Genomic DNA, 20,870 nt, shown 5'->3' on the forward strand with positions numbered 1-20,870 from the left:
GAGAAGATGAGCGAAAACACTGAGACCCCGGCGACCGCCGCACCCACCGCCAAACCTTTCCGGCGCTGGCCGTTGCTGGTGGCCGGCCTGTGCCTGGTGGCCGGCGTGGCGGGCGGGCTCGGCTGGCTGATGCACAAACCCAGGCTGCCGGCGGCGGCACTGGCCAGCGACAAGCTCGGCCTGAGTCGCCCGGATGCGCTGCTGGAAACGCGCTCCCTGAGCCAGTTGCCCAAGGACCTGCTGACGGTGCCGTTCCTCAAGGCCACGCTCACCGAGGATTTCGTCTTCTATTACGAGACCCACGCCGACCGTCTCGGGCTGATCGGCAGTCTGCGGCGGATCATCTACGAGCATGACCTGAAGCTGCAGGACAGCCTGATCGAGCAACTCTTCGATCAACCGGCAGACGTCGCGCTGTGGCGCGGCGCCGATGGTCGCCTGAAGGATTTCCTGCTGGTGATGGACCGCGGCGGGCTGGCCAGGCTGCTGGAACCGCTGGCGAAAGTTGCACTGGATGACTCGCAACTGAGCGTGCTCAGCACTCTGAAAGTCGGCGGCGATGATGTGCCGCTGTATCAACTGACCTACAACGCCAGCAAATCCCTGTTGTTCGCTTCCCGTGGCGACAAGCTGGTGGTGGTGTCCAACCCGGCCAAGTTCTACGATCCGGAAAACGGCGCTTCCGAAGAGTCCGGCCATGTTTCTACGCAAGCGCTGGCGGCGCTGCTCAACGGCGAAAAGCTGTTCCCCGAAGCGTTCGGGTTGCCGGTCAAGGCACCGGAAATCAAACAGCGTCTGTCGGTCAATTCCAGCGTCCTGGCCATGGGTTACCAGCGTTTCATCCCGAATTTCGCCGGCCTGCGTTTCGACATGGATGACAAGGGCTGGCACAGCTTCCTGGCCATGGATGAACTGGACAATCAGCCGGACTTCGATTTCAAACCGGTGTGGCAGGCCATGCCCTTGGGCGCCAGTGCCTGTGTGACCTTGCCGGTGGCGGCCGAGCCGCAGAAACCATTGCTGGTGAAGCTCGGTGCCGAAGAAGCGGTGGCGCAGAAACTCACCGAACACGTGGCCGGCGCGGCGGGCCTGTGCTGGTACGCCGATTCGCGGCTGTACACGCCGTTGCTGGTGGCCAGTCTGAAGGACGAAGACAGCGGCAAGCTCGACGCTGATATCGGCACGTTGTTCGATTCGATGGTCGGCGCCTATGAAGGCAAGGTCGACGACCACGCCTTCCCGGTGGTCGAGAAGCAGGAAGGCCAGAGCCATCTCTGGCAGCGTCAGGTCAGCTCCAATTTCGGTCCGTATGCAGCGAAGGATGCCGAAAACCCGGATGCGATCACGGGGCGTGCCTTCATGAAGGTCAGCCTCGCGCGCCACGGTTCGACGCTGTTGTTTTCCCTCGACGACAAACTGGTCGACAAGGCCCTCGGCACCCTCGACAAGCGCTTCCCGCCGATGGCCGACGTGCTGCCGAAAGACGTGCTGATGCCGATCTACTTCGGCCCGGACTCCATGGCGCAACTGATGCAGCAGGAAACCCTCGACAGCCTGCCCCAGGACATGGAGCCGGTGTTCTACAACGCCGCGCAAACCTACCTGATCCCGAAACTGCGCACCCTCGGCGGCTACGGCAAATATGCCCTGACCCTGCCTGAAGGCAGTGAGCCCGACGGTCACTGGCAATGGCTGCCGCTGGAGTGGAAAGCGCTGTGACAGCACTTATCCGCAGCCTCGGCTTGTTCGCACTGCTACTGAGCGCGGGCGCCCGAGCGGTCGAAACGCCGGCGCTCGACCCCGCGCAATCTCAGGTCTTTCGCGCCTGGTTCGTGCGCATCGCTCAGGAGCAGTTGAGCAAAGGCCCGAGCCCGCGCTGGTATCAGCAGGACTGCGCCGGGCTGGTGCGGTTTGCCGCCAACGAAGCGCTGAAAGTCCATGACGACAAATGGCTGCGCAGCAACGGCGTATCCAATCGCTATTTGCCGCCGGAGCTGGACCTGAGCGCCGACCAGCGCAAGCTCGCCCAGCAATGGCAGCAGGGCGGCGGCAAGGTCGGGCCCTACGTCAATGCGATCAAACTGATTCAGTTCAACAGCCATCTGATCGGCCGCGACGTGTCCCAGGCACGGCCTGGCGATCTGATGTTTTTCGATCAGGGCGACGACCAGCACCTGATGATCTGGATGGGCCGCTACATCGCCTATCACACCGGCACGACCACCCCAACCGACAACGGCATGCGTTCGGCAAGCCTGCAGCAACTCATGACATGGAAGGACACCCGATGGATACCCGACGCAGCCAACCCCAACTTCATCGGCGTCTATCGACTGAACTTTCTCTCCCAATGACCGGTGCCCGCATGTTGCGTTTACTGCCTTTTCTGTTGTTGTTAGCCCTGCCGTTTTCGGCGGTAAATGCCGATGACTCTGTTGAGCCAAGCGGCTACGCACCGGTCTCCGGTGAAAGCTTCTTCCTGCTGGCCGACAGCAGTTTTGCCAGTGACGAGCAGGCGGTGGTGCGCCTCGAAGCGCCGGGCCGTGACTACCGCCGTTTCCGCATGGAACCGTATGGCGGGGCCGACATCCGCGTGTACAGGATCGACAAGCCGCTGGACTTCCTCAAGCGCCAGAAGAACCTGCACCGCGTGGTCAGCGACGGCCAGTTCAAGGGCGAAGGCCTGTCGAACACCCTCGCGTATCTGTGGGACAACTGGTACCGCAAATCCCGTCGGGTAATGCAGCGTGCGTTTTCCTACGAATCGCGCCAGCAAGTCACCGAGCAAGTACCGGAACTGAAAATGGGCAACGCCATCGCCGCGCCGACGCCGTACGACGCGCAACCGCAGTTCGCCCTGATTCCGGGCCTGCCGGTGGTCAGCCAGTTCCGTTATCCGCTGTGGCAGGCCAAGCCGATCCAGCCGCCGACCGGGGTCAATCTGGCCGGATCCTCCAGCGAGTTCGTCAGCGTCGCACCGGGTAACGTCTACATCCCGCTGGGCAATCTGAAACCGGGGTTGTATCTGGTCGAAGCGCTGATCGGCAAGTACCGCGCAACCACCATGGTCTTCGTTTCCAACACCGTTGCCGTGAGCAAGATTGCCGGTGATGAACTGCTGGTCTGGGCTGCACGCAAGCACGAAGGCAGCTCGGTGCCGAAGGTCAATGTGCTGTGGACTGACGGCCTCGGCGTGATGAGCAGCGGCGCCACCGACACCGACGGTCTGCTGCGCCTGAAACACGTCAGCCCGGAGCGTTCGTTCGTCATTGGCGAGGACGAAGAGGGCGGCGTATTTGTCTCGGAAAACTTCTATTACGACAGCGAAATCTACGACACCAAACTCTATGCCTTTACCGACCGGCCGCTGTATCGCCCGGGTGATTGGGTGTCGCTGAAAATCGTCGGTCGCGAGTTCAAGAATGCGCGGGACTCGGTACTGCCGGGCGCGGCGGACGTCGATGTCAGCGTGCTCGATGCCACCGGCACCGAGTTGCAGCGTCTCGATCTGAAGCTTGATGCCAAGGCAGGTACCCAGGGCCGTTTCCAGTTGCCGGACAACGCGGTGGCCGGTGGTTACGAGATTCGCTTCAACTACAAGGATCAGGCTTACAGCAGCGCGTTCCGGGTGGCGGAGTACATCAAGCCGCACTTTGAAATCTCGCTGAATCTGGCCAAACAGGACTATCGCACCGGCGAAGCGGTGAAGGGCAGCCTGGTGCTGCTGTACCCGGACGGCAAACCGGTGGCCAACGCCAAACTGTCTCTGAGCCTGCGCGCCCAGCAACTGTCGATGGTCGACAATGAGCTGCAATACCTCGGGCAATTCCCGGTGGAACTGACCAGCACCGAACTGACCACCGACAGCAAGGGCAGCGCGACCCTCGACCTGCCGGCCACGGACAAACCAAGCCGTTACATGCTCACTGTGTTTGCCAGTGATGGCGCGGCGTATCGGGTCAAGACCACCAAGGAAATCCTCATCGACCGGGGCGCCGCCAGTTTCCGCCTGAACGCACCGCAGCGCTTCAGCGCAGTCGGTGACAAGGTCGCATTCAGCTACGCCAATGAGGGGGGCAGCGAACAGGCCCGGGCCGTTGTGCCGAGCAGCTACAGTTGGGTGCGTCTGGAAGACCAGAGCACCGGCGAAGGCAAACTGGCAGCGAAAGACAAAGGCTTCAGTGTGACGTTCGATCGTCCGGGGACTTACAACCTGTCGCTGAAGGATCAGTTTGGCCGGGTGCTCGGTGGCACCGGTCATTCGGTCACCGGTGATGGCGTCAAGGCCGTGCCGGGCACCGTGGAAATCGTCCTCGACAAACCCGAGTACAAGGCCGATGACGAAGCACTGGCGCTGATCACCTTCCCCGAGCCGGTCAGCGATGCATTGCTGTCGCTGGAGCGCGACAAGGTCGAAGCCACCGCGCTGCTGGCCAAGGGCGGCGACTGGCTGAAGCTGGAAAAACTCAGTGACACCCAATACCGAGCCCGCATCCCGGTGAAGGACAACTTCGCGCCGAACCTGACGTTCTCCGTGCTGTACACCAAGGGCGGTCAGTACAGCTTCCAGAACGCCGCGATCAAGGTCGCCGCGCCGCAGATCGATGTGGCGATCAAGACCGACAAAGAGACGTATCAGCCAGGCGATACCGTGACGGTCGACCTGACCACCCGGTTCGCCGGCAAGGCTGTGCCGGCGCACCTGACGGTCAGCGTGGTCGACGAAATGGTCTACGCGCTGCAACCGGAAGTCGCGCCGACCATCGACCAGTTCTTCTACCACCCGCGCCGCAACAACGTGCGCACCAGCGCCAGCCTGTCGTTCATCAGTTACGACGTGGCATTGCCGGGCAGCCCCGGCGCGCCGGGCAAGGCCAATCGCAGCGAGCGCGGAGTGAAAGTGCTGGAACGGCCTCGCCGCGAAGACGTCGACACCGCCGCGTGGCAGCCGGAGCTGTTGACCGACGCCGACGGCAAGACCCGTTTCACCTTCAAGATGCCGGACTCGCTCACCCGCTGGCGCATCACCGCGCGGGCGATTGCCGATGATGGTCAGGTCGGGCAGAAGAAGCAGTTCGTGCGCTCGGAAAAACCGCTGTACCTGAAGTGGAGCGGGCCGAGCAAATTCCGCAAGGGCGATCAGCCGCAACTCGGCGTGTTCGCCTTCAGCCAGGCCGAAAAACCGGTCAAGGCTGAACTGGTGACTCACTACGCCGGCACCGAACAGCGCCTGCCGGTGACCCTCAACAACGGCATCAACTACCTGCCGTTGCCGGCGTTCGCCCTGGCTTCCGGCGAGTGGACCGCCGAGCTGGTGCAGGACGGCAAAACCGCCGACGCCCTCGCGGTGCGCCTGACCGCCACCGGTGAAGGCTGGCAAGTGACGCAGACCCAGAGTCTGGACGTGGCCAGCGGCGATACACCGTTGAGCCTGCCGGCAGACGCCACCGACATTCGCCTGCGTCTGGATGACAGCCCGCAAGCGCTGTTCCGTTCGGCCCTCGACGATCTGCTCGGCTATCCCTACGGCGGTGTCGAGCAGACCGCCAGCCGCCTGCTGCCGCTGAGCATTGCTTACCCGTCGCTGGCGTCCAACCCGCAGATCCGCGACCGCTTGCGCCTGATCATGCAGAACAGCCGTCTGCGTCTGGTGCAAATGGCCGGGCCGTCGGCGAGCTTCACCTGGTGGGGCTTCGACGGCGAGCCGGATGCGTTCCTCACCGCTTATGCCTATTTCGCCGACTGGAACGCCAGCCGGGTGCTCGAGCTGACCCTGCCGCCGGAGCACTGGCAGCGGGTGCTGGAGGTCTACGCCAAGCAGGCACCGAACACACCATTGCTGCAACGGGCGCTGATCCTGTCGTTCGCCAGACAGATGCATCTGCCGGTCAACACATTGCTCAGTGGCTTGATGGAGGATCTGTCCAGGGCCGGTGAAGGCAATGCCGAAACCTTGATGGACGACGGTGAAGACAGTCTGGTGATGAGCGATCCGGAATCGACGCTCGGTCTGGCGGCGGCGCGGGTCTTGACCGCATCGCTGGCCACCCAGTCCAAAGTCGCGTTGCCGGATGCGTTCAATCGTCAGCTGAGCGCTGCGCAACAGCGTCTGGCCGTCAGCTCTCAACCGTTTGTCGAAGCGCTGAACCTGTCGCTGCAACCGTTCGATCAGGCCCGTGCGACAGCGCTGCTGCAACGCCTGTTGCCGCAGCAATCGACCCTCGAACGTGCGCTGGCGCTGACCTGGCTGCAACGCAGCATCGCTCAGGCCTCGCCGACCATCGCGCTGGCACCCGGCGAAGGCTGGAAGAAAAACTACGGCGCGACCGGCGAGATGTATTGGACGTGGCAAGGTGCGACGCCGGTGCCGAGCGTGTTGACAGTGTCGGGCACTCAGGAGCGCCCGTTGCTTGCGGCGCTGAGCTTCCAGACCCAGCAACCGGCGGTCGATCCGATGGCCGTGACCATCACCCGTCGCCTGTCGCGTCTGGTGCCGGGTGACGAAGCCTTCACCTTCAAGCTGGAGCCGGTCGGCACCAAACCGTTGTCCAGCGACAGTCTGTACCTGGACGAAGTGATCCTCACCAGCAAAGCGCCGAAACCACTGCGCTACGGCATGCTCGAAGTGCCGTTGCCGCCGGGCGCCGATGTCGAGCGCACCACGTGGGGCATCAAGTTGCTGGGCAAGGATGGCACCGAGCCGACCGCGCTGGAGAAGGCACGGTTCGAACCGGGCCAACTGGCCTACGCCGTGCCGGTGGATGCGCTGAGCGGTGAATTGCGCCTGCGGCATCTGGTGCGCTTCTCGCAGAAGGGCCAGTTCAACCTGCCGCCGGTGCGTTTCACTCAGGTCTACGCGCCGCAGCATCAGGCTCAGGAAGCGAAAGCGGCCCTCGGTCAGGTCACGGTCAACTGACATGAAACGGCCGCTGCTGTGGCTGATGCTGTGTCTGATTCCTGCGCTGGCGACGGCGCAGGATGAACCGCTGCGCGTGGCCTACAAGGGCGAATTGTTGTCGCTGAACACCACGCAACTGACCGCCCGCGAGCCGTTGCCGTCGTCGCTGGATACGCCGCTGGGCAGTTTGTGGAAGGTGTTCGTCTACGCGTGGCTGGTGGATACCGGCGCACGGGAACCGGCGTATGAATGTCGCGGACAGTCGAAGGAGGAAGTCTATTGCTGCACTGCGGGCGGCAGGATCGAGCGTGATCAGGCGCTGGTGAAATCCTGCGGGTTGTATTTCGAGCCGGCGCGGCTGGGCATAACCGCTGGCGATTGGAAAACCTATTGGCAGGCGCGACAGGCGCCGTCGTGGTTGCTGAACCTGCCGTCGATGCAGCCGGCTACTCGGGTGTCCGTGGCTGACTTGCTGAAGGTTTTATCCTGGTTGCCGGCTCAGGATCAGATGCGTCGCGTGCTGCTCGACGTGGTGCTGAACGCGGCGGATGGCAATGTCGTCGGTGAACTCGGCGGCCGCTTGCGGGTGAAGACCTGGAGCTGGCTCGGCGATCAGGACCCGCAATCACGTCAGGGCGGATTCGCCGGCTGGACGGCAGATGGCTCGCCGATCTGGGCCGGTGGCCGGGGGACCAGTCAGATGGTGTTGCGGCATTACGGTTCGGCCCTGGCAACCGTGTTGCCCGCATCATGGCCGGCGGACGCGGGGCGATGTGTCGAAGTCGGTCTGTTTTCGCGTTATCCCGTTGCCCGGGTCATGACCGGTGATCGGGCGGTGACTTCAGGCCCGTTGCAGGGCGATTACCGCGTCGAATTCGCCAACGGCAATGCGCTGGATATCCACAGCGACGGCGAACTGTTTCTGCTCAATGACAAGCTTGTGGCGCGGCTGGATCGCGAAGAATACGTCGCTCGTGTCCTCGAACGTGAAGCCAGACCGGAACCCGCCGAAGCCGCCAAAGCCCTTGCCGTGGCGATCCGCACTTATCTGCTGCAGAACGCCACACGCAACGGCGAATGTCTGAGCATCGATGACAGCAGCACCCGCCAGCGTGTCGCTCCGCGTCCGGCGTCCGCCGAATCGCGCAACATCGCGGCATGGACGGCGGATCTGGTACTGGCTGGCAGCACTGTCACCTATCACTCCGATCAACCCGGCCCCGACAAACTGGCCTGGCAACAAGCCGTCGAACAAGCCAATGCCGGGCAGCGCTACGACGCGATTCTGCTCCACGCCTATCCGCGCGCCAGCCTCAGTCGCTGGGACAACCCGGTGGCGTCCTGCGAAGCACTGCCCGCCGCACAGGACTGGCTGCAGAAGCAGCGGCGTGGCTGGCGTCCGAAGCTGGAAAGCGAAACCGGCTACAGCGAAGTCAGCACTTTCGCCGTCTGCAAACTCGCGTTCGGGCGACCCTTCGTCGACCGCGAACGCCAGCGCATCTACGTGCGCGGCGTGCTGTCGTTGCAGGATCGCCTCGATCTGACTCACGAATACCTGCACCTGGCCTTTGAAGCACACCCCAACGGCCAGGATGAAACCTACATCGAAGGGCTCGCCCGTCACCTTTTGCTGGAATAGACCATGACACTCCGTTTTCCACAGGCCCTGCTGTTGCTCTGCGCATTCAATGCATTGCCGATGGCGATGGCCGCCGACAGCGTCAAACTCGACACTCCGGTCGGTGGCTGGCGCACAGGCGCGCCAGACGGCGAGGGGGAAGACTTCCGCCAGACCGTCAACTACCCGGCCTCCTCGGTGAACACCCCGGTCGGCCAGGCCAACACCGCCCGCATCAGCGGTGAAATCAAAGCCACACCGAAAAGCAAAGAGCCCGGCCGGCTGATCGTCAACGGTGTCAGCATGCCGTTGAAAATCGACGACAGCGGCCGCTTCGACCGCCCGTTCTCCTTCCCCAAAGGCAGCAACAGCGTCGAAGTCCGCAGCCCCGACGGCCAGCAACGTCACCGCACCCAGTTCCTCAACGCCAGCGGCGGTGCGACGCCGGCCAAACTGCGCGTGCTGCTGTCCTGGGACAGCGACGGCACCGACCTCGACCTGCACCTGATCACCCCCGACGGCGCACACATCTGGTACGGCGACCGCGTCGCCCCCAACGGCGCGGCCCTGGACGTCGACGTGACCACCGGCTACGGCCCGGAAATCTTCGCCATGCCGGCGCCGATCAAGGGGCAGTATCTGGTGTATGTGAACTACTTCGGCGGTGGCTATCGCGGGGATGACGAGGGCGGGGAAGAGGCGGTGCAGCCGCTGACCACCGCGCAGGTGACGGTGATTACCGAGGAAGGGACGCCGAGCGAGAAGATGGAGACGTTCGTGGTGCCGATGCGGGCGGTGGGGGAGTTGACGTTGGTGAAGTCGTTTAGTTATCCCTGAACTATCGGATCATTTAGAAAAAACCCCGCACAGTGCATTGCCTTCATATCCGTGAACGATGGGTCCCAGCACCATGAATGGGCCACAAGCGTATAGCGGAGATGGCACTTTTTGCTCGGTGTCGAGCAGAACGACTTCGTTTCCGAACTCGTCTTTGCCGAAGGATTGCTCGGAATACGACGCGCACACCGGCAGTTTCAACGGCACCGGAACCAGTGCCCAGATAGTAACTCCGCACCATTCTCGGACGGGTGGCGATTTTGCTGTTCTGGTGATCTGTGGGGGAGTCGAACGGTAGTTTTGTACTCTGTAGGCGTCGGTTTTGAGTGTGGTTTTTTCAGGGAAGGAAACACCTACTCCCACGCATGCTGTCAGGCTGAGGCATGCAGTCGTTGTCAGGGCAGCAGATGTCAGGCGTGAATTCATGAGGTGGGTTATCAATTTTGAAACGTCCTTGTGCAATATTGTTCCTTGCTTTTCCGTGCCGGGTAACGGTGAAACTCTCCGCGTGGTCGATGTTTCTCGGGACCAAATAATGACCTCTGTCTTAACCTCAAAGGTCGTGCGATCAGTGCTCGTCACCGTTCCTCGATATGTCATCACTCGCCAGCTCACGCTCGATTTGTTCGATGCTGGGCAGGCTGGTTTGAAATTCTACCGGCAGAGACTCTACCAATTGGTATTCCGCCACCCCTATAGGGCGGGCGTTGTCACGAAGGGCATATTCAGCCACCACCTTATTCTTGCTTTTGCACAGCAGTAGACCAATGGTCGGGCTGTCCTGGGGGTGTTTGAGCTGTGCATCGACTGCGGTCAGATAAAAACTCAGTTGCCCCAAATGCTCGGGCTTGAATTTGCCAGCCTTGAGTTCTATCACCACATAGCAACGGAGCTTGAGGTGATAAAACAGCAGATCGATAAAGAACTCGTCACCACCCACATCCAGCAGTACTTGCTGACCGACGAACGCAAAGCCTGCACCCAGTTCCAAGAGGAAATCAGTGACATGTTTGATTAGAGCGGTTTCAATTTCTCTTTCTTGGGCATCTACGGTCAGACCGAGGAAGTCGAAACGGTACGGGTCTTTCAGCGATTCGCGGGCCAGGTCGGAATGAGGTTTTGGCAGGTTGCTGTCGAAGTTACTGACTGCCTTGCCGCTGCGCTCCAGCAAGCGCGTCTCGATTTGCATTACCAGAATGCTGCGTGACCAGTTGTGCTCGATGGCCTGAGATGCGTACCAGCAACGAGGTTCACGGGAGGACAGCTTGTCCAACAGCACTAGGTTGTGGCCCCAAGGTAATTGTGCAGCAGCTTGTTGCACAAATTCTCTATCCGGCCACGCTTCAGCAAAAGCGCGCATGTATTTCAAATTACGGGGGGAAAACCCTTTCATATCTGGAAAGGTTGCGCGTAAATCCTGAGCCAAGCGATCGATTACCTTTGTACCCCAGCCTTGTTGTGCTTGCCGCGACAAAATATCGTGGCCGATCTCCCAGTAAAGAAGCACAAGCACCCGATTGACCGCCAACGTTGCGCGTTGTTGAGCATCATGGATACGGCTCTTCAATTCGGTCAGCCAGACGCTGTAACCCTCGGGTTGTGCACTTAGACTAACAGGGGTGTGGCGCATGCTTTTTCCGCTTGGTTTCATCGGTGCGGCCTTGCAGTTTTGCAGGCAGGGCCGAAGGTTAGCCAGCGTACTCCCCAGGCGCAAGCGGGACGGACTGCTCTAGGACATTTCCTTCGGTAGAAAGAGAGGCTGCTTACTTTTTCAGGCGTCGATGCTTTGCAGGAGAGCAGTGGCGGCAATGTTCATGCAGGATCAGCAGCTTTTCTGAAGGCATTAAAAAGCCGGCTTGTGGCCGGCTTCTCGGGGACTGGCTTGGTTTATTTTTGGTAAACCGCGCCAGCCTTCAAAACGTACATCCGGATCTTGCGTCCGGCTGTGGGACTTGGTCAGACAGTGGTCTGCCGCGTCAGGCGTCATCTGGGCCGCAGGGCGGGGCGATGCGCGAATGTGGGGCGCAGGATACTGAGTTTTGCCGGGGATTCCCAGCTTGAACTGCGGTTTAGAGCCATCAAACTGCAGAAAATCGAGGATTTGTACCGAGTTTCAGGGGCTCATCACCAGCAGGCCGGGTCACACCAGGTCAAAGAAACGGCACCACCGGCCGCCGTTTGCCCAGCGTCGACCACCAGAACACCCACCCCAACACATGAATTCTCTGCTCCTCGATCTGCGCAGCCCTGAAGATCTCGTCCGGGTATTCCGCGCTGTTGTGGCTACGCAGGCGCAAGGCGTTGCCGGGCATGCGGTGCAGGTATTTGATGCGCAACATGCCGTCGTGTTCGATGGCGTAGATTTCGCCGTCCACCACTTGGGTCAGGCTGCGGTCGATGGCGAGGGTGGAGCCGTCTTCGATTTTCTCGGCCATGCTGTTGCCGATCATGTGGGTGCAGATGGCGTCAGTGGGGTGGATATCCAGGGATTCAAGGTGGCTGCGGGGCAGGCGCACGGTCTGCTCCGGGTCCTTGATGACGTGGGTCTTGCCGGAACCGGCTGCCGTGGGCGCTTCCTTGTAGAGCGGCAGTTCGATGTCGGTGGATTCGAGCACCGTGTAAACGCCACTGATGGACTGGGCATCGAACGTATCGCCCGGACCCGCCTGCAGACGCGGGGCGTCTTTCGGGCCTTCGCCGGTTCTCAGCCAGAGACTGTTGACCGATAACAGGCGCGCCACCTCTTCCATGCGGTACGCGGGGACGCCCCGGGTGTACCAGTTATGAACGTTTTGGGCTTCCGTGCCCCAGAACTTTGCGAATCCCGTGGTGGTGATGTTCGCAGCTTCCAGGAGTGCCTTGAATCTTGGACCGCTAGTGTTCTTTCTCATAAACACGAGTCTAAGGCCGGCCCAGAGCGCTTTGAATAAACCTGGCGTTCAAAATCGAGGCAAATTTTGCGACGGGATGTAAGACGTACTTGTAGGAAATTACACACGCTAAAACTTTTCTGTAGGCAGCCATAAACAAAGCGTTTAAGTCACTGCCCGTCAGGCACAAAAAACCCCGGATCAACCGGGGTTTTCTTCAAGCGTGTCGCAGGTCGAGAGGCTTAGCCTTTGTAGGCAGCAACCGACTTGGTGATCGCGGCGCGGGCAGCGTCAGCGCCGTCCCAACCTTCGATTTTGACCCATTTGCCTTTCTCGAGATCCTTGTAGTTCGCGAAGAAGTGCTCGATCTGCTGGATCAGCAGGGCTGGCAGGTCGGTGTATTCCTTCACGTCCACGTACAGCTGGGACAGCTTGTCGTGCGGGACTGCGATGACTTTGGCATCGCCGCCGCCGTCGTCGGTCATGTTCAGGACGCCGACCGGACGTGCGCGGATCACCGAACCTGGCGCAACCGGGTAAGGGGTCACGACCAGCACGTCCAGGGGATCACCGTCGTCAGCCAGGGTGTTCGGGATGAAACCGTAGTTGGCCGGATAGAACATCGGGGTGGCCATGAAACGGTCAACGAACAGGCAATCGCTGTCTTTGTCGATTTCGTACTTGATCGGCGCGTGGTTGGCCGGGATCTCGATCGCGACGTAGATGTCGTTCGGCAGGTCTTTGCCAGCCGGAATCTTGCTGTAGCTCATTGGGCGTTGCCCCCGTTAGTAGACCAAAACACTTGGCCGGATTGACCAAAAAGTGGCGGCGATTATAGGCATATTCGACCCGCGATGCCATGCACCGAAAGTCGTCCGGGCCTTACTCGTGTGCCTGATAGACCGGGTCCGTGGCCTGAAGTTGCTTCAGTCGGGCCAATGGATCCTGGCGGTAGAAAAGTCGCAGTTGCGCATACACCTGTGGATAAGCCTCGTGCAGCAGGTCCGGGGCGCTGAAAAAGTACTCGCTGGTAACGGCAAAGAACTCGGCCGGGTTCTCGGCGGCATACGGGTCGATGGCCGTTTCGGCGTCGGGATGGCGGTCGAGCTGACGGTTGAGATCATCGTAGGCCGCCTGCATGACCTCGGCCCAGTCGCTGACCCGCATGTCGGCGTGCAGCGGCGGCAGGCCATTGGCGTTGCCGTTGAGCATGTCGAGTTTGTGCGCCAGTTCGTGGATCACCAGGTTATAGCCTTCCCAGCCACCACTGGCCATCACTCCGGGCCAGGCGAGAATGACCGGCCCCTGCTGCCAGGCTTCGCCGCTGTGCTCGCCATCCCACTCGTGTTCGACGCCACTGGCATCGCGATGGCGCTGCGGGCTGAGGAAGTCGTCGGGGTACAGAATGATTTCGTGGAAGCCCTGATACCAGTTCAGATCGCCGAGGTGCAAAAGCGGCAACTGCGCCTGGGCTGCGAGCAGCAGCCGCTGTTCCTGATGCAGTTCGACACCGGGCAGGGCGGTCAGGTGCTTGTCTTCGAGGAACAGTACGCAGGCTTCGCGCAACCATTGGTCCTCTGCCGGGCTGATGCCGTCAAGAAAACTCAGATGGTGGCGCACCCGTTGCCACATGTCATCGGCAATCGGGTGCCTGGCCAGAATGCGCCGGCGTCGCCAGGCGCTCAGTGACCACATCGGATCAGCGCGATTCGGCTTTGGAACCGGCGCCGCCAAGGCGGCTGCGCAGCATGCCGATGATCATCGGCACCAGCGACAGCAGGATGATACCGACCACCAGCAGCGACAGATTCTTCTTGATGAACGGTACGTTGCCGAAGAAGTAGCCCAGGGTCACCAGACCGCCAACCCACAGGATCGTGCCGAATACACTGAAGCCGAAGAAACGCGGGTAAGGCATTTTTGCGACGCCGGCGACGAACGGCGCAAAGGTACGGATGATCGGCAGGAAGCGCGCCAGGGTCACGGTCTTGCCACCGTGCTTGTCGTAGAAGTCATGGGTCTGTTGCAGATAATCCCGACGGAAAATTTTCGAATCCGGATTGCTGAACAGTTTTTCCCCTGCCGTCCGTCCGATCACGTAGTTGGTGCTGTCGCCGAGAATCGCCGCCAACATCAGCAGGCCCGCCAGCAGCACGGGGTCCATGCCGCCGCCTGCGGCCACTGCGCCGGCGATGAACAGCAACGAATCGCCCGGCAGGAACGGCGTGACCACCAGACCGGTTTCGCAAAAGATGACCAGAAACAGGATGGCGTAGATCCAGGTCCCATAGTTGTTCACCAGCATGTCGAGGTAGACGTCGAGATGCAGAATGATGTCGATCGGGTTGAAATCCATGTGGGCACCTGTGGTAATGGCCCGACTCGGCAGGCCTGTGCGGATGATTCGGTGTAAGCCTACAAGCGGGTGTAGTTTTTCTTACAGGCCGGAAAGCACAGGATTATACGATCTGTCAGGTGAAAAGCGCGTTGGTTTTGTAGCGGGGCGTTTCGAGGGGAAACGAGGCGCAGGCCTGGTGGCGAGGCAGACTGCTCCTTCGCCACGATGGCCTGTTAGAAAAAATCAGAGTTCGTCGCTGATCGGCAGAATGTAGTTCTTGAACTCGGTGTCTTCCTTGAATCCGATGGACTCGTAGGTTTTCTGCGCCACTTCGTTGTCGCTGCTGGTGGAAACGCGCATCCGCACGGCCTGGGTTTCCTTGGCCATGCGCTTGGCGGTGCGGATCAGGTTGTCGGCGACCAACTGACGCCGGGCATCTTCGGCGACGTAGATGTCGTTGAGGATCCACACGCGCTTGAGCGACAGCGAGGAGAAGCTCGGATAGAGCTGGCAGAAGCCCATGAGCTTTTTGTCGTCGTCATCGGCCAGGGCCAGGTAAATCACCGATTCCTTGCGCCGCAGGCGTTTTTCGAGGAATGCCCGGGACGAGTCCGGATAGGGCAGGGAGCCGTAGAACTCACGATATTTGACGAACAGCGGAGCCAGCAGGTCCAGGTGTTCGAGGGTCGCTTGAATAATCCGCATGATAGGTCTCGTCTTCAAGTGGCTGTCTTCAACTGCTCTGACGGCGATGGGAAACCCGGGCGGCCGTGCGTCGATCCTGCCTGAAACCGGCGCATCAAGGCAATGCGGAAACGGTTCAGGCCGTCGGTGGATCGAGCAGGAAATTACTCTTCATATCTGCACCGGCTTCCGATTCCAGCGTCTGAACCTGCGCCTCGTCCTTCAGATTGACCCCCGACAGCTTTCGCCGACAGGCTTCGCGCATCAGATACAGCAAGCGATGCGCCGCCATGCCGTAGCTCAAGCCCTCAAGCCGCACATTGGAGATGCAATTGCGGCAGGCATCGGTGAGGCCGACCTTTGGATTGTAGGTGAAATATAAACCGAGGCTGTCCGGCGAGCTGAGGCCGGGGCGCTCTCCGATCAGCATCACGACCATTTTGGCGCCCAGCAACTGGCCGATTTCGTCGCCAATCGCCACTCGGCCTTGCTCAACCAGCACCACGGGCGCAATTGACCATTCGTCGGCGGCCATTTGTTCTTGCAGGCGGGTTAGCAATGGCAGGGTATGCCGGTGCACCGCCAGCGCCGAGAGCCCGTCGGCCACTACGATCACCAGATCCACGCCGCCTGGATTCGCCAGGGCGTATTCGCGCAGGGCTTGCGCCGATTGATCGCTCAACCTGCGCCCCAGATCCGGGCGTTGCAGGTAGCTGTTGCGATCCACCGCCGCGCTGTGCAGCAGCAGGCTGTCGCGCTGGCGCTCGGCCAGTTGAGCGCTGAGCCCGGCATGATCGAAGGGCAGATGCACCGCATCCCGGGCCTGTGCGTGGGCGTACTGGAAATCCAGTTGGGCGCGGGTCGGCAGGCTGGTGCCGGTGCGACCGAGGGCGATTCGCGCCGGGGTCAGGCGACGCAGCTCAAGCCAGGGGTTCTGTGGATCGACGGGCGGTTTTTCCATCTGACTCATCCCAGTTGCGCCAGGGCCTGGCGGAAGGCCGGCGGCAGGTTGTTACCGAAGCGGACCTTGCCGTCCGCCTGGGTGAAGATGCCCATCTTCGCCAGCCACTGCTCGAACTCCGGCGCCGGTTTCAGGCCCAGGGTCTGGCGCGCATAGAGCGCGTCGTGGAACGAGGTGGTCTGGTAGTTGAGCATGATGTCGTCGGAGCCGGGGATGCCCATGATGAAATTGATCCCCGCCACGCCCAGCAAGGTCAGCAGGGTGTCCATGTCGTCCTGGTCGGCTTCGGCGTGGTTGGTGTAGCAGATGTCGCAGCCCATCGGCACGCCGAGCAGCTTGCCGCAGAAGTGGTCTTCGAGGCCGGCGCGGATGATCTGCTTGCCGTTGTAGAGGTATTCCGGGCCGATGAAGCCTACGACGGTGTTCACCAGAAACGGCTTGAAATGCCGCGCCACGGCGTAGGCCCGGGTTTCGCAGGTCTGTTGATCGACGCCGTGGTGGGCGTTGGCCGACAACGCGCTGCCCTGACCGGTTTCGAAATACATCAGGTTTTGTCCAAGGGTGCCGCGATTGAGGCTGAGTCCGGCTTCGTAGCCTTCCTTGAGAATGTTCAGGTTGATACCGAAACCGGCATTGGCCGCTTCGGTGCCGGCAATCGACTGGAACACCAGATCCAGCGGCACCCCACGGTTGATCGCTTCTATGGAGGTGGTGACGTGGGTCAGCACGCAGGCCTGGGTCGGAATGTCGTAGCGCTGGATGATTGCGTCGAGCATTTCCAGCATCGCGCAGATCGAGGCGATGCTGTCGGTGGCCGGGTTGATGCCGATCATGGCGTCACCGTTGCCGTACAGCAGCCCGTCGAGAATGCTCGCGGCAATGCCGGACGGTTCGTCGGTCGGGTGATTGGGTTGCAGCCTTGTGGATAACCTTCCACGCAGGCCGAGGGTGCCGCGAAACTTCGTCACGACGCGGATCTTCTGCGCCACCAGCACCAGATCCTGCACGCGCATGATCTTCGACACGGCGGCGACCATTTCCGGCGTCAGGCCGGGGGCGAGGGCGTGCAGACTGGTCTCGTCGGCCACTTCGCTCAACAACCAGTCGCGAAAACCGCCGACCGTGAGGTGGCTGACGACCGCAAAGGCCTGTCTGTCGTGGCTGTCGATGATCAGTCGGGTGACTTCATCGGCTTCATAAGGAATCAGCGCTTCTTGCAGAAAATGGCTCAGCGGGATGTCGGCCAGCGCCATTTGCGCGGCCACCCGCTCGCCATCGTTGTGCGCAGCGACGCCGGCCAGAAAATCCCCGGAGCGCGCCGGACTGGCCTTGGCCATCACATCCTTGAGACTGTCGAAGCGGTAGGTCCGGGCGCCGACGGTATGCGCAAATGCGGCCATGGGGCGCGTTACTCCTGAATGAATGTTTTCAGTGCAGGCATCGGGCATCAGGCCCGATGCCGGTGCAACTCGGCTAACGTTTTAAATACCTTCGAGCATAGCGTCTGCCGGTGCTTCGGAGCGTTGCCTGGCGGTCAGCTGGAAATACAGATAGCCGGCAGCCATGAAGCCCAGGAACACACAGCCGATCAGGGTGTTGAACCACGCCATTGCCACCAGACACACCAGTGCCAGAAACAGCGCGATCCCCGGCACGATCGGATAGCCCGGAGCGCGGAAGGTGCGCTCAAGGTTCGGCTCGGTTTTACGCAGTTTGAACAGGCTGAGCATGCTGATGATGTACATCACGATGGCACCGAACACCGACATGGTGATCATCGCAGCGGTGAGGCTCATGCCTTGCAGATTGACCAGACCGTCGCTGTAGATCGCCGCGATGCCGATCACGCCACCGGCCAGGATCGCCCGGTGCGGGGTCTGGAAGCGCGAGAGTTTGGCCAGGCTTTTCGGCAGGTAACCGGCCCGGGCCAGGGCGAAGAACTGCCGCGAGTAGCCGAGGATGATCCCGTGGAAACTCGCCACCAGCCCGAACAGGCCGATCCACACCAGCATGTGCATCCACGTCGAATTGTTGCCGACCACGGCTTTCATCGCCTGGGGCAGCGGGTCGTTGATGTTCGCCAGTTGTCGCCAGTCGCCGACGCCGCCGGCCATCACCATCACGCCGATGGCCAGGAACACCAGGGTCAGGATGCCGCTGACATAAGCCTTGGGAATCGTGCGTTTCGGGTCCTTGGCTTCTTCAGCCGCCATGGCCGCACCCTCGATGGCGAGGAAAAACCAGATCGCGAAAGGAATCGCGGCGAAGATCCCGGGAATCGAGCCGAGGCTGAATTCGCTGGAGCCCGACCAGCCATTGAGAACGAAGTTGCTGAAGCTGAAGCCCGGTGCGACCACGCCCATGAACACCAGCAATTCGGCGACGGCGAGCACGGTAACCACCAGTTCGAAGGTCGCGGCAATACTCACGCCGAGAATGTTCAGGGTCATGAACACGAAATACGCGCCGACCGCCGCGACTTTCGGATCGAGCTCCGGATATTGCACGTTGAGGTAAGCGCCGATGGCCATGGCGATGGCCGGTGGGGCGAAGACGAATTCGATCAGGGTGGCGATCCCGGCGATCAGTCCGCCTTTCTCGCCAAAGGCCCGGCGGCTGTAGGCAAACGGCCCGCCCGCGTGGGGAATCGCGGTGGTCAGTTCGGTAAAACTGAAGATGAAGCAGGTGTACATGGTCGCGACCATCAGGGCGGTGACCAGGAATCCCAGGGTTCCCGCCGTGCCCCAGCCGTAACTCCAGCCGAAGTATTCGCCGGAAATCACCAGGCCGACGGCAATGCCCCACAGGTGCAGGGTGCCGAGTGTGGGTTTGAGCTGTGTGGTGGAAGTCATAAGTCCTCTCTTTCTCTTTTTATTGTTCGATCTGTTGGACTTTCGGGTGCAGCGGTTGAGTGAGTGGGTGCTGTTCACGCAGCGGCGATGTTCACGCAAATCCTGAATGACGGGTACGCAAGGCCCGTGCCAGAGCGGCCAGGCTTTGTGTTGTGTCATCGAGGACGCCATCGCTGGCTTGCCAGCGATAGCAATTTGGAGGGCGACACCGATAGTTCGGTGTCGCCCGGTTTTTCAGAAGAAGCCCAGCGGGTTGATGTCGTAGCTCACCAGCAGGTTTTTGGTCTGTTGGTAGTGGTCGAGCATCATCTTGTGGGTTTCACGGCCGACACCGGACTTCTTGTACCCGCCGAACGCGGCATGCGCCGGGTACAGGTGGTAGCAGTTGGTCCACACACGACCGGCCTTGATGGCCCGGCCCACGCGATAGGCGCGGTTGATGTCGCGGGTCCAGAGGCCGGCGCCGAGGCCGAACTCGGTGTCGTTGGCAATCGCCAGGGCTTCGGCTTCGTCCTTGAAAGTGGTGATGCTCACCACCGGGCCGAAGATTTCTTCCTGGAACACGCGCATCTTGTTGTTGCCCTTGAGCAGGGTCGGCTGGATGTAATAACCGGAAGCCAGGTTGCCTTCGAGTTTTTCCACCTTGCCGCCGGTCAGCAGCTCGGCACCCTCTCCCTTGGCGATTTCCAGGTACGAAAGGATCTTGTCGAATTGCTGTTCGGACGCCTGGGCGCCGACCATGGTGTCGGTATCGAGCGGATCGCCGCGTTTGATCTGGCTGACTTTCTTCATCACCGCTTCCATGAACTGCGGATAGATCGACTCCTGAACCAGAGCACGGGACGGGCAGGTGCAGACTTCGCCCTGGTTGAAGAACGCCAGCACCAGGCCTTCGGCAGCCTTTTCAATGAAGCTTGGCTCGGCCTGCATGATGTCTTCGAAGAAGATGTTCGGCGACTTGCCGCCCAGTTCCACGGTGGACGGGATGATGTTCTCGGCAGCGCATTTCATGATGTGCGAACCGACCGGGGTCGAGCCGGTAAAGGCGATCTTGGCGATGCGCTTGCTGGTGGCCAGGGCTTCGCCGGCTTCTTTGCCGAACCCTTGCACCACGTTGAGCACGCCCGGCGGCAGCAGGTCGCCGATCAACTCCAGCAGCACGCTGATGCCCAGCGGGGTTTGTTCGGCAGGTTTGAGCACCACGCAGTTGCCGGCAGCCAGCGCCGGAGCGAGTTTCCACGCGGCCATCAGGATCGGGAAGTTCCACGGGATGATCTGGCCCACCACGCCCAGTGGTTCATGGATGTGATAGGCCACGGTGTTGCCGTCGATTTCGGCGGCGCTGCCTTCCTGGGCGCGCAGGCAGCCGGCGAAATAGCGGAAATGGTCGGCAGCCAGCGGGATGTCGGCGTTGAGGGTTTCGCGGATGGCTTTGCCGTTGTCCCAGGTTTCGGTGATTGCCAGGGTTTCGAGGTTCTGTTCGATGCGGTCGGCGATTTTCAGCAGGATCAGCGAGCGGGCCTGGGCGGAGGTCGAGCCCCAGGCATCGGCAGCGGCATGGGCGGCGTCCAGGGCCTTTTCGATGTCTTCGGCAGTGGAACGCGGGAATTCGGCAATCGGCTGGCCATTCACTGGCGAGGTGTTGGTGAAGTACTGACCTTTGACAGGCGCGACGAACTCGCCGCCGATGTAGTTACCGTACTTGCTCTTGAACGAGACCTTGGCGCCTTCAGTACCGGGGTGAGCGTAACGCATGACGATTTCTCCTTGGCTTTTGTATTTGTCGGGAGGCGCATGTGCGCTTGCCATAAG

Annotated in this window: 16 protein-coding genes; 5 read left to right on the forward strand and 11 right to left on the reverse strand. The window is 61.1% G+C overall.

The window, feature by feature from the left end:
* Nucleotides 1–6 precede the first annotated feature (6 nt).
* From BBF94_RS13820 to BBF94_RS13840, 5 genes are read left to right on the forward strand one after another with little or no spacing between them, the layout of a single operon-like run.
* Nucleotides 7–1,719: a DUF2138 domain-containing protein gene (locus tag BBF94_RS13820; protein WP_065259560.1), complete on the forward strand. Its 1,713-nt coding sequence runs from the start codon at nucleotides 7–9 to the stop codon at nucleotides 1,717–1,719.
* Nucleotides 1,689–2,354, forward strand: a complete 666-nt coding sequence (locus BBF94_RS13825) for a DUF1175 domain-containing protein (protein ID WP_065259561.1) — start codon at nucleotides 1,689–1,691, stop codon at nucleotides 2,352–2,354. The genes BBF94_RS13820 and BBF94_RS13825 overlap by 31 nt, the downstream gene beginning before the upstream one ends.
* Complete coding sequence (locus BBF94_RS13830; RefSeq protein WP_082302403.1) at nucleotides 2,351–6,916, forward strand: alpha-2-macroglobulin family protein; 4,566 nt, start codon at nucleotides 2,351–2,353, stop codon at nucleotides 6,914–6,916. Before BBF94_RS13825 ends, BBF94_RS13830 begins: the two co-directional genes overlap by 4 nt.
* A 1-nt stretch (nucleotide 6,917) precedes the next feature.
* On the forward strand, nucleotides 6,918–8,537 hold the full coding sequence (locus BBF94_RS13835) for a DUF2300 domain-containing protein (protein WP_065259562.1): 1,620 nt from the start codon (nucleotides 6,918–6,920) through the stop codon (nucleotides 8,535–8,537).
* 3 nt (nucleotides 8,538–8,540) lie between these two features.
* On the forward strand, nucleotides 8,541–9,353 hold the full coding sequence (locus BBF94_RS13840) for a YfaP family protein (RefSeq protein ID WP_065259563.1): 813 nt from the start codon (nucleotides 8,541–8,543) through the stop codon (nucleotides 9,351–9,353).
* A 9-nt stretch (nucleotides 9,354–9,362) separates the two neighbouring features.
* Here BBF94_RS13840 and BBF94_RS27165 read toward each other — a convergent pair whose 3' ends face one another.
* The 11 genes from BBF94_RS27165 to exaC form a co-directional block, all read right to left on the reverse strand.
* Nucleotides 9,363–9,815 carry a hypothetical protein gene (locus BBF94_RS27165; protein ID WP_225875054.1) on the reverse strand — a complete coding sequence of 151 codons (453 nt, stop codon included), beginning with the start codon at nucleotides 9,813–9,815 and terminating at the stop codon, nucleotides 9,363–9,365.
* A 106-nt stretch (nucleotides 9,816–9,921) separates the two neighbouring features.
* Nucleotides 9,922–10,983: a PDDEXK nuclease domain-containing protein gene (locus BBF94_RS13845; RefSeq protein WP_065259564.1), complete on the reverse strand. Its 1,062-nt coding sequence runs from the start codon at nucleotides 10,981–10,983 to the stop codon at nucleotides 9,922–9,924.
* Between the two features lie 520 nt (nucleotides 10,984–11,503).
* On the reverse strand, nucleotides 11,504–12,244 hold the full coding sequence (locus BBF94_RS13850) for a S24 family peptidase (RefSeq protein ID WP_065259565.1): 741 nt from the start codon (nucleotides 12,242–12,244) through the stop codon (nucleotides 11,504–11,506).
* A gap of 221 nt (nucleotides 12,245–12,465) precedes the next feature.
* A complete protein-coding gene (gene ppa / locus BBF94_RS13855) occupies nucleotides 12,466–12,993 on the reverse strand; it encodes an inorganic diphosphatase (RefSeq protein WP_065259566.1) in 528 nt (175 codons plus the stop codon).
* Nucleotides 12,994–13,105: 112 nt separating this feature from the next.
* Complete coding sequence (locus tag BBF94_RS13860) at nucleotides 13,106–13,918, reverse strand: M90 family metallopeptidase (protein ID WP_065259567.1); 813 nt, start codon at nucleotides 13,916–13,918, stop codon at nucleotides 13,106–13,108.
* Between the two features lie 4 nt (nucleotides 13,919–13,922).
* Nucleotides 13,923–14,579: a DedA family protein gene (locus BBF94_RS13865; RefSeq protein ID WP_065259568.1), complete on the reverse strand. Its 657-nt coding sequence runs from the start codon at nucleotides 14,577–14,579 to the stop codon at nucleotides 13,923–13,925.
* A gap of 225 nt (nucleotides 14,580–14,804) precedes the next feature.
* On the reverse strand, nucleotides 14,805–15,266 hold the full coding sequence (locus tag BBF94_RS13870; RefSeq protein WP_065259569.1) for a GNAT family N-acetyltransferase: 462 nt from the start codon (nucleotides 15,264–15,266) through the stop codon (nucleotides 14,805–14,807).
* 115 nt (nucleotides 15,267–15,381) lie between these two features.
* Nucleotides 15,382–16,215, reverse strand: coding sequence for an ethanolamine ammonia-lyase subunit EutC (eutC, locus tag BBF94_RS13875; protein ID WP_404820944.1), 834 nt, complete (start codon nucleotides 16,213–16,215; stop codon nucleotides 15,382–15,384).
* The gene (locus tag BBF94_RS13880; RefSeq protein WP_065259570.1) at nucleotides 16,212–17,606 is read right to left on the reverse strand and encodes an ethanolamine ammonia-lyase subunit EutB; all 1,395 of its coding nucleotides are present in this window, start codon (nucleotides 17,604–17,606) and stop codon (nucleotides 16,212–16,214) included. The genes eutC and BBF94_RS13880 overlap by 4 nt, the downstream gene beginning before the upstream one ends.
* A gap of 81 nt (nucleotides 17,607–17,687) precedes the next feature.
* Nucleotides 17,688–19,058, reverse strand: coding sequence for an ethanolamine permease (gene eat / locus BBF94_RS13885; protein ID WP_065259571.1), 1,371 nt, complete (start codon nucleotides 19,056–19,058; stop codon nucleotides 17,688–17,690).
* Nucleotides 19,059–19,292: 234 nt separating this feature from the next.
* Nucleotides 19,293–20,813, reverse strand: coding sequence for an acetaldehyde dehydrogenase ExaC (gene exaC, locus BBF94_RS13890; protein WP_065259572.1), 1,521 nt, complete (start codon nucleotides 20,811–20,813; stop codon nucleotides 19,293–19,295).
* Between the last annotated feature and the right edge of the window lie 57 nt (nucleotides 20,814–20,870).

This window comes from Pseudomonas bananamidigenes, from assembly GCF_001679645.1.
GTDB lineage: Bacteria > Pseudomonadota > Gammaproteobacteria > Pseudomonadales > Pseudomonadaceae > Aquipseudomonas > Aquipseudomonas bananamidigenes.

What these genes read in the sequence shown, in the direction of transcription:
- BBF94_RS13870 (WP_065259569.1), bottom strand. Translation starts at nt 15,266, where the DNA reads ATGCGGATTATTCAAGCGACCCTCGAACACCTGGACCTGCTGGCTCCG.
- BBF94_RS13880 (WP_065259570.1), bottom strand. Translation starts at nt 17,606, where the DNA reads ATGGCCGCATTTGCGCATACCGTCGGCGCCCGGACCTACCGCTTCGAC.
- ppa (WP_065259566.1), bottom strand. Translation starts at nt 12,993, where the DNA reads ATGAGCTACAGCAAGATTCCGGCTGGCAAAGACCTGCCGAACGACATC.
- BBF94_RS13865 (WP_065259568.1), bottom strand. Translation starts at nt 14,579, where the DNA reads ATGGATTTCAACCCGATCGACATCATTCTGCATCTCGACGTCTACCTC.
- BBF94_RS13830 (WP_082302403.1), top strand. Translation starts at nt 2,351, where the DNA reads ATGACCGGTGCCCGCATGTTGCGTTTACTGCCTTTTCTGTTGTTGTTA.
- BBF94_RS13840 (WP_065259563.1), top strand. Translation starts at nt 8,541, where the DNA reads ATGACACTCCGTTTTCCACAGGCCCTGCTGTTGCTCTGCGCATTCAAT.
- BBF94_RS13845 (WP_065259564.1), bottom strand. Translation starts at nt 10,983, where the DNA reads ATGCGCCACACCCCTGTTAGTCTAAGTGCACAACCCGAGGGTTACAGC.
- exaC (WP_065259572.1), bottom strand. Translation starts at nt 20,813, where the DNA reads ATGCGTTACGCTCACCCCGGTACTGAAGGCGCCAAGGTCTCGTTCAAG.
- BBF94_RS13850 (WP_065259565.1), bottom strand. Translation starts at nt 12,244, where the DNA reads ATGAGAAAGAACACTAGCGGTCCAAGATTCAAGGCACTCCTGGAAGCT.
- BBF94_RS13820 (WP_065259560.1), top strand. Translation starts at nt 7, where the DNA reads ATGAGCGAAAACACTGAGACCCCGGCGACCGCCGCACCCACCGCCAAA.
- eat (WP_065259571.1), bottom strand. Translation starts at nt 19,058, where the DNA reads ATGACTTCCACCACACAGCTCAAACCCACACTCGGCACCCTGCACCTG.
- eutC (WP_404820944.1), bottom strand. Translation starts at nt 16,215, where the DNA reads ATGAGTCAGATGGAAAAACCGCCCGTCGATCCACAGAACCCCTGGCTT.
- BBF94_RS13835 (WP_065259562.1), top strand. Translation starts at nt 6,918, where the DNA reads ATGAAACGGCCGCTGCTGTGGCTGATGCTGTGTCTGATTCCTGCGCTG.
- BBF94_RS13825 (WP_065259561.1), top strand. Translation starts at nt 1,689, where the DNA reads ATGGCTGCCGCTGGAGTGGAAAGCGCTGTGACAGCACTTATCCGCAGC.
- BBF94_RS13860 (WP_065259567.1), bottom strand. Translation starts at nt 13,918, where the DNA reads ATGTGGTCACTGAGCGCCTGGCGACGCCGGCGCATTCTGGCCAGGCAC.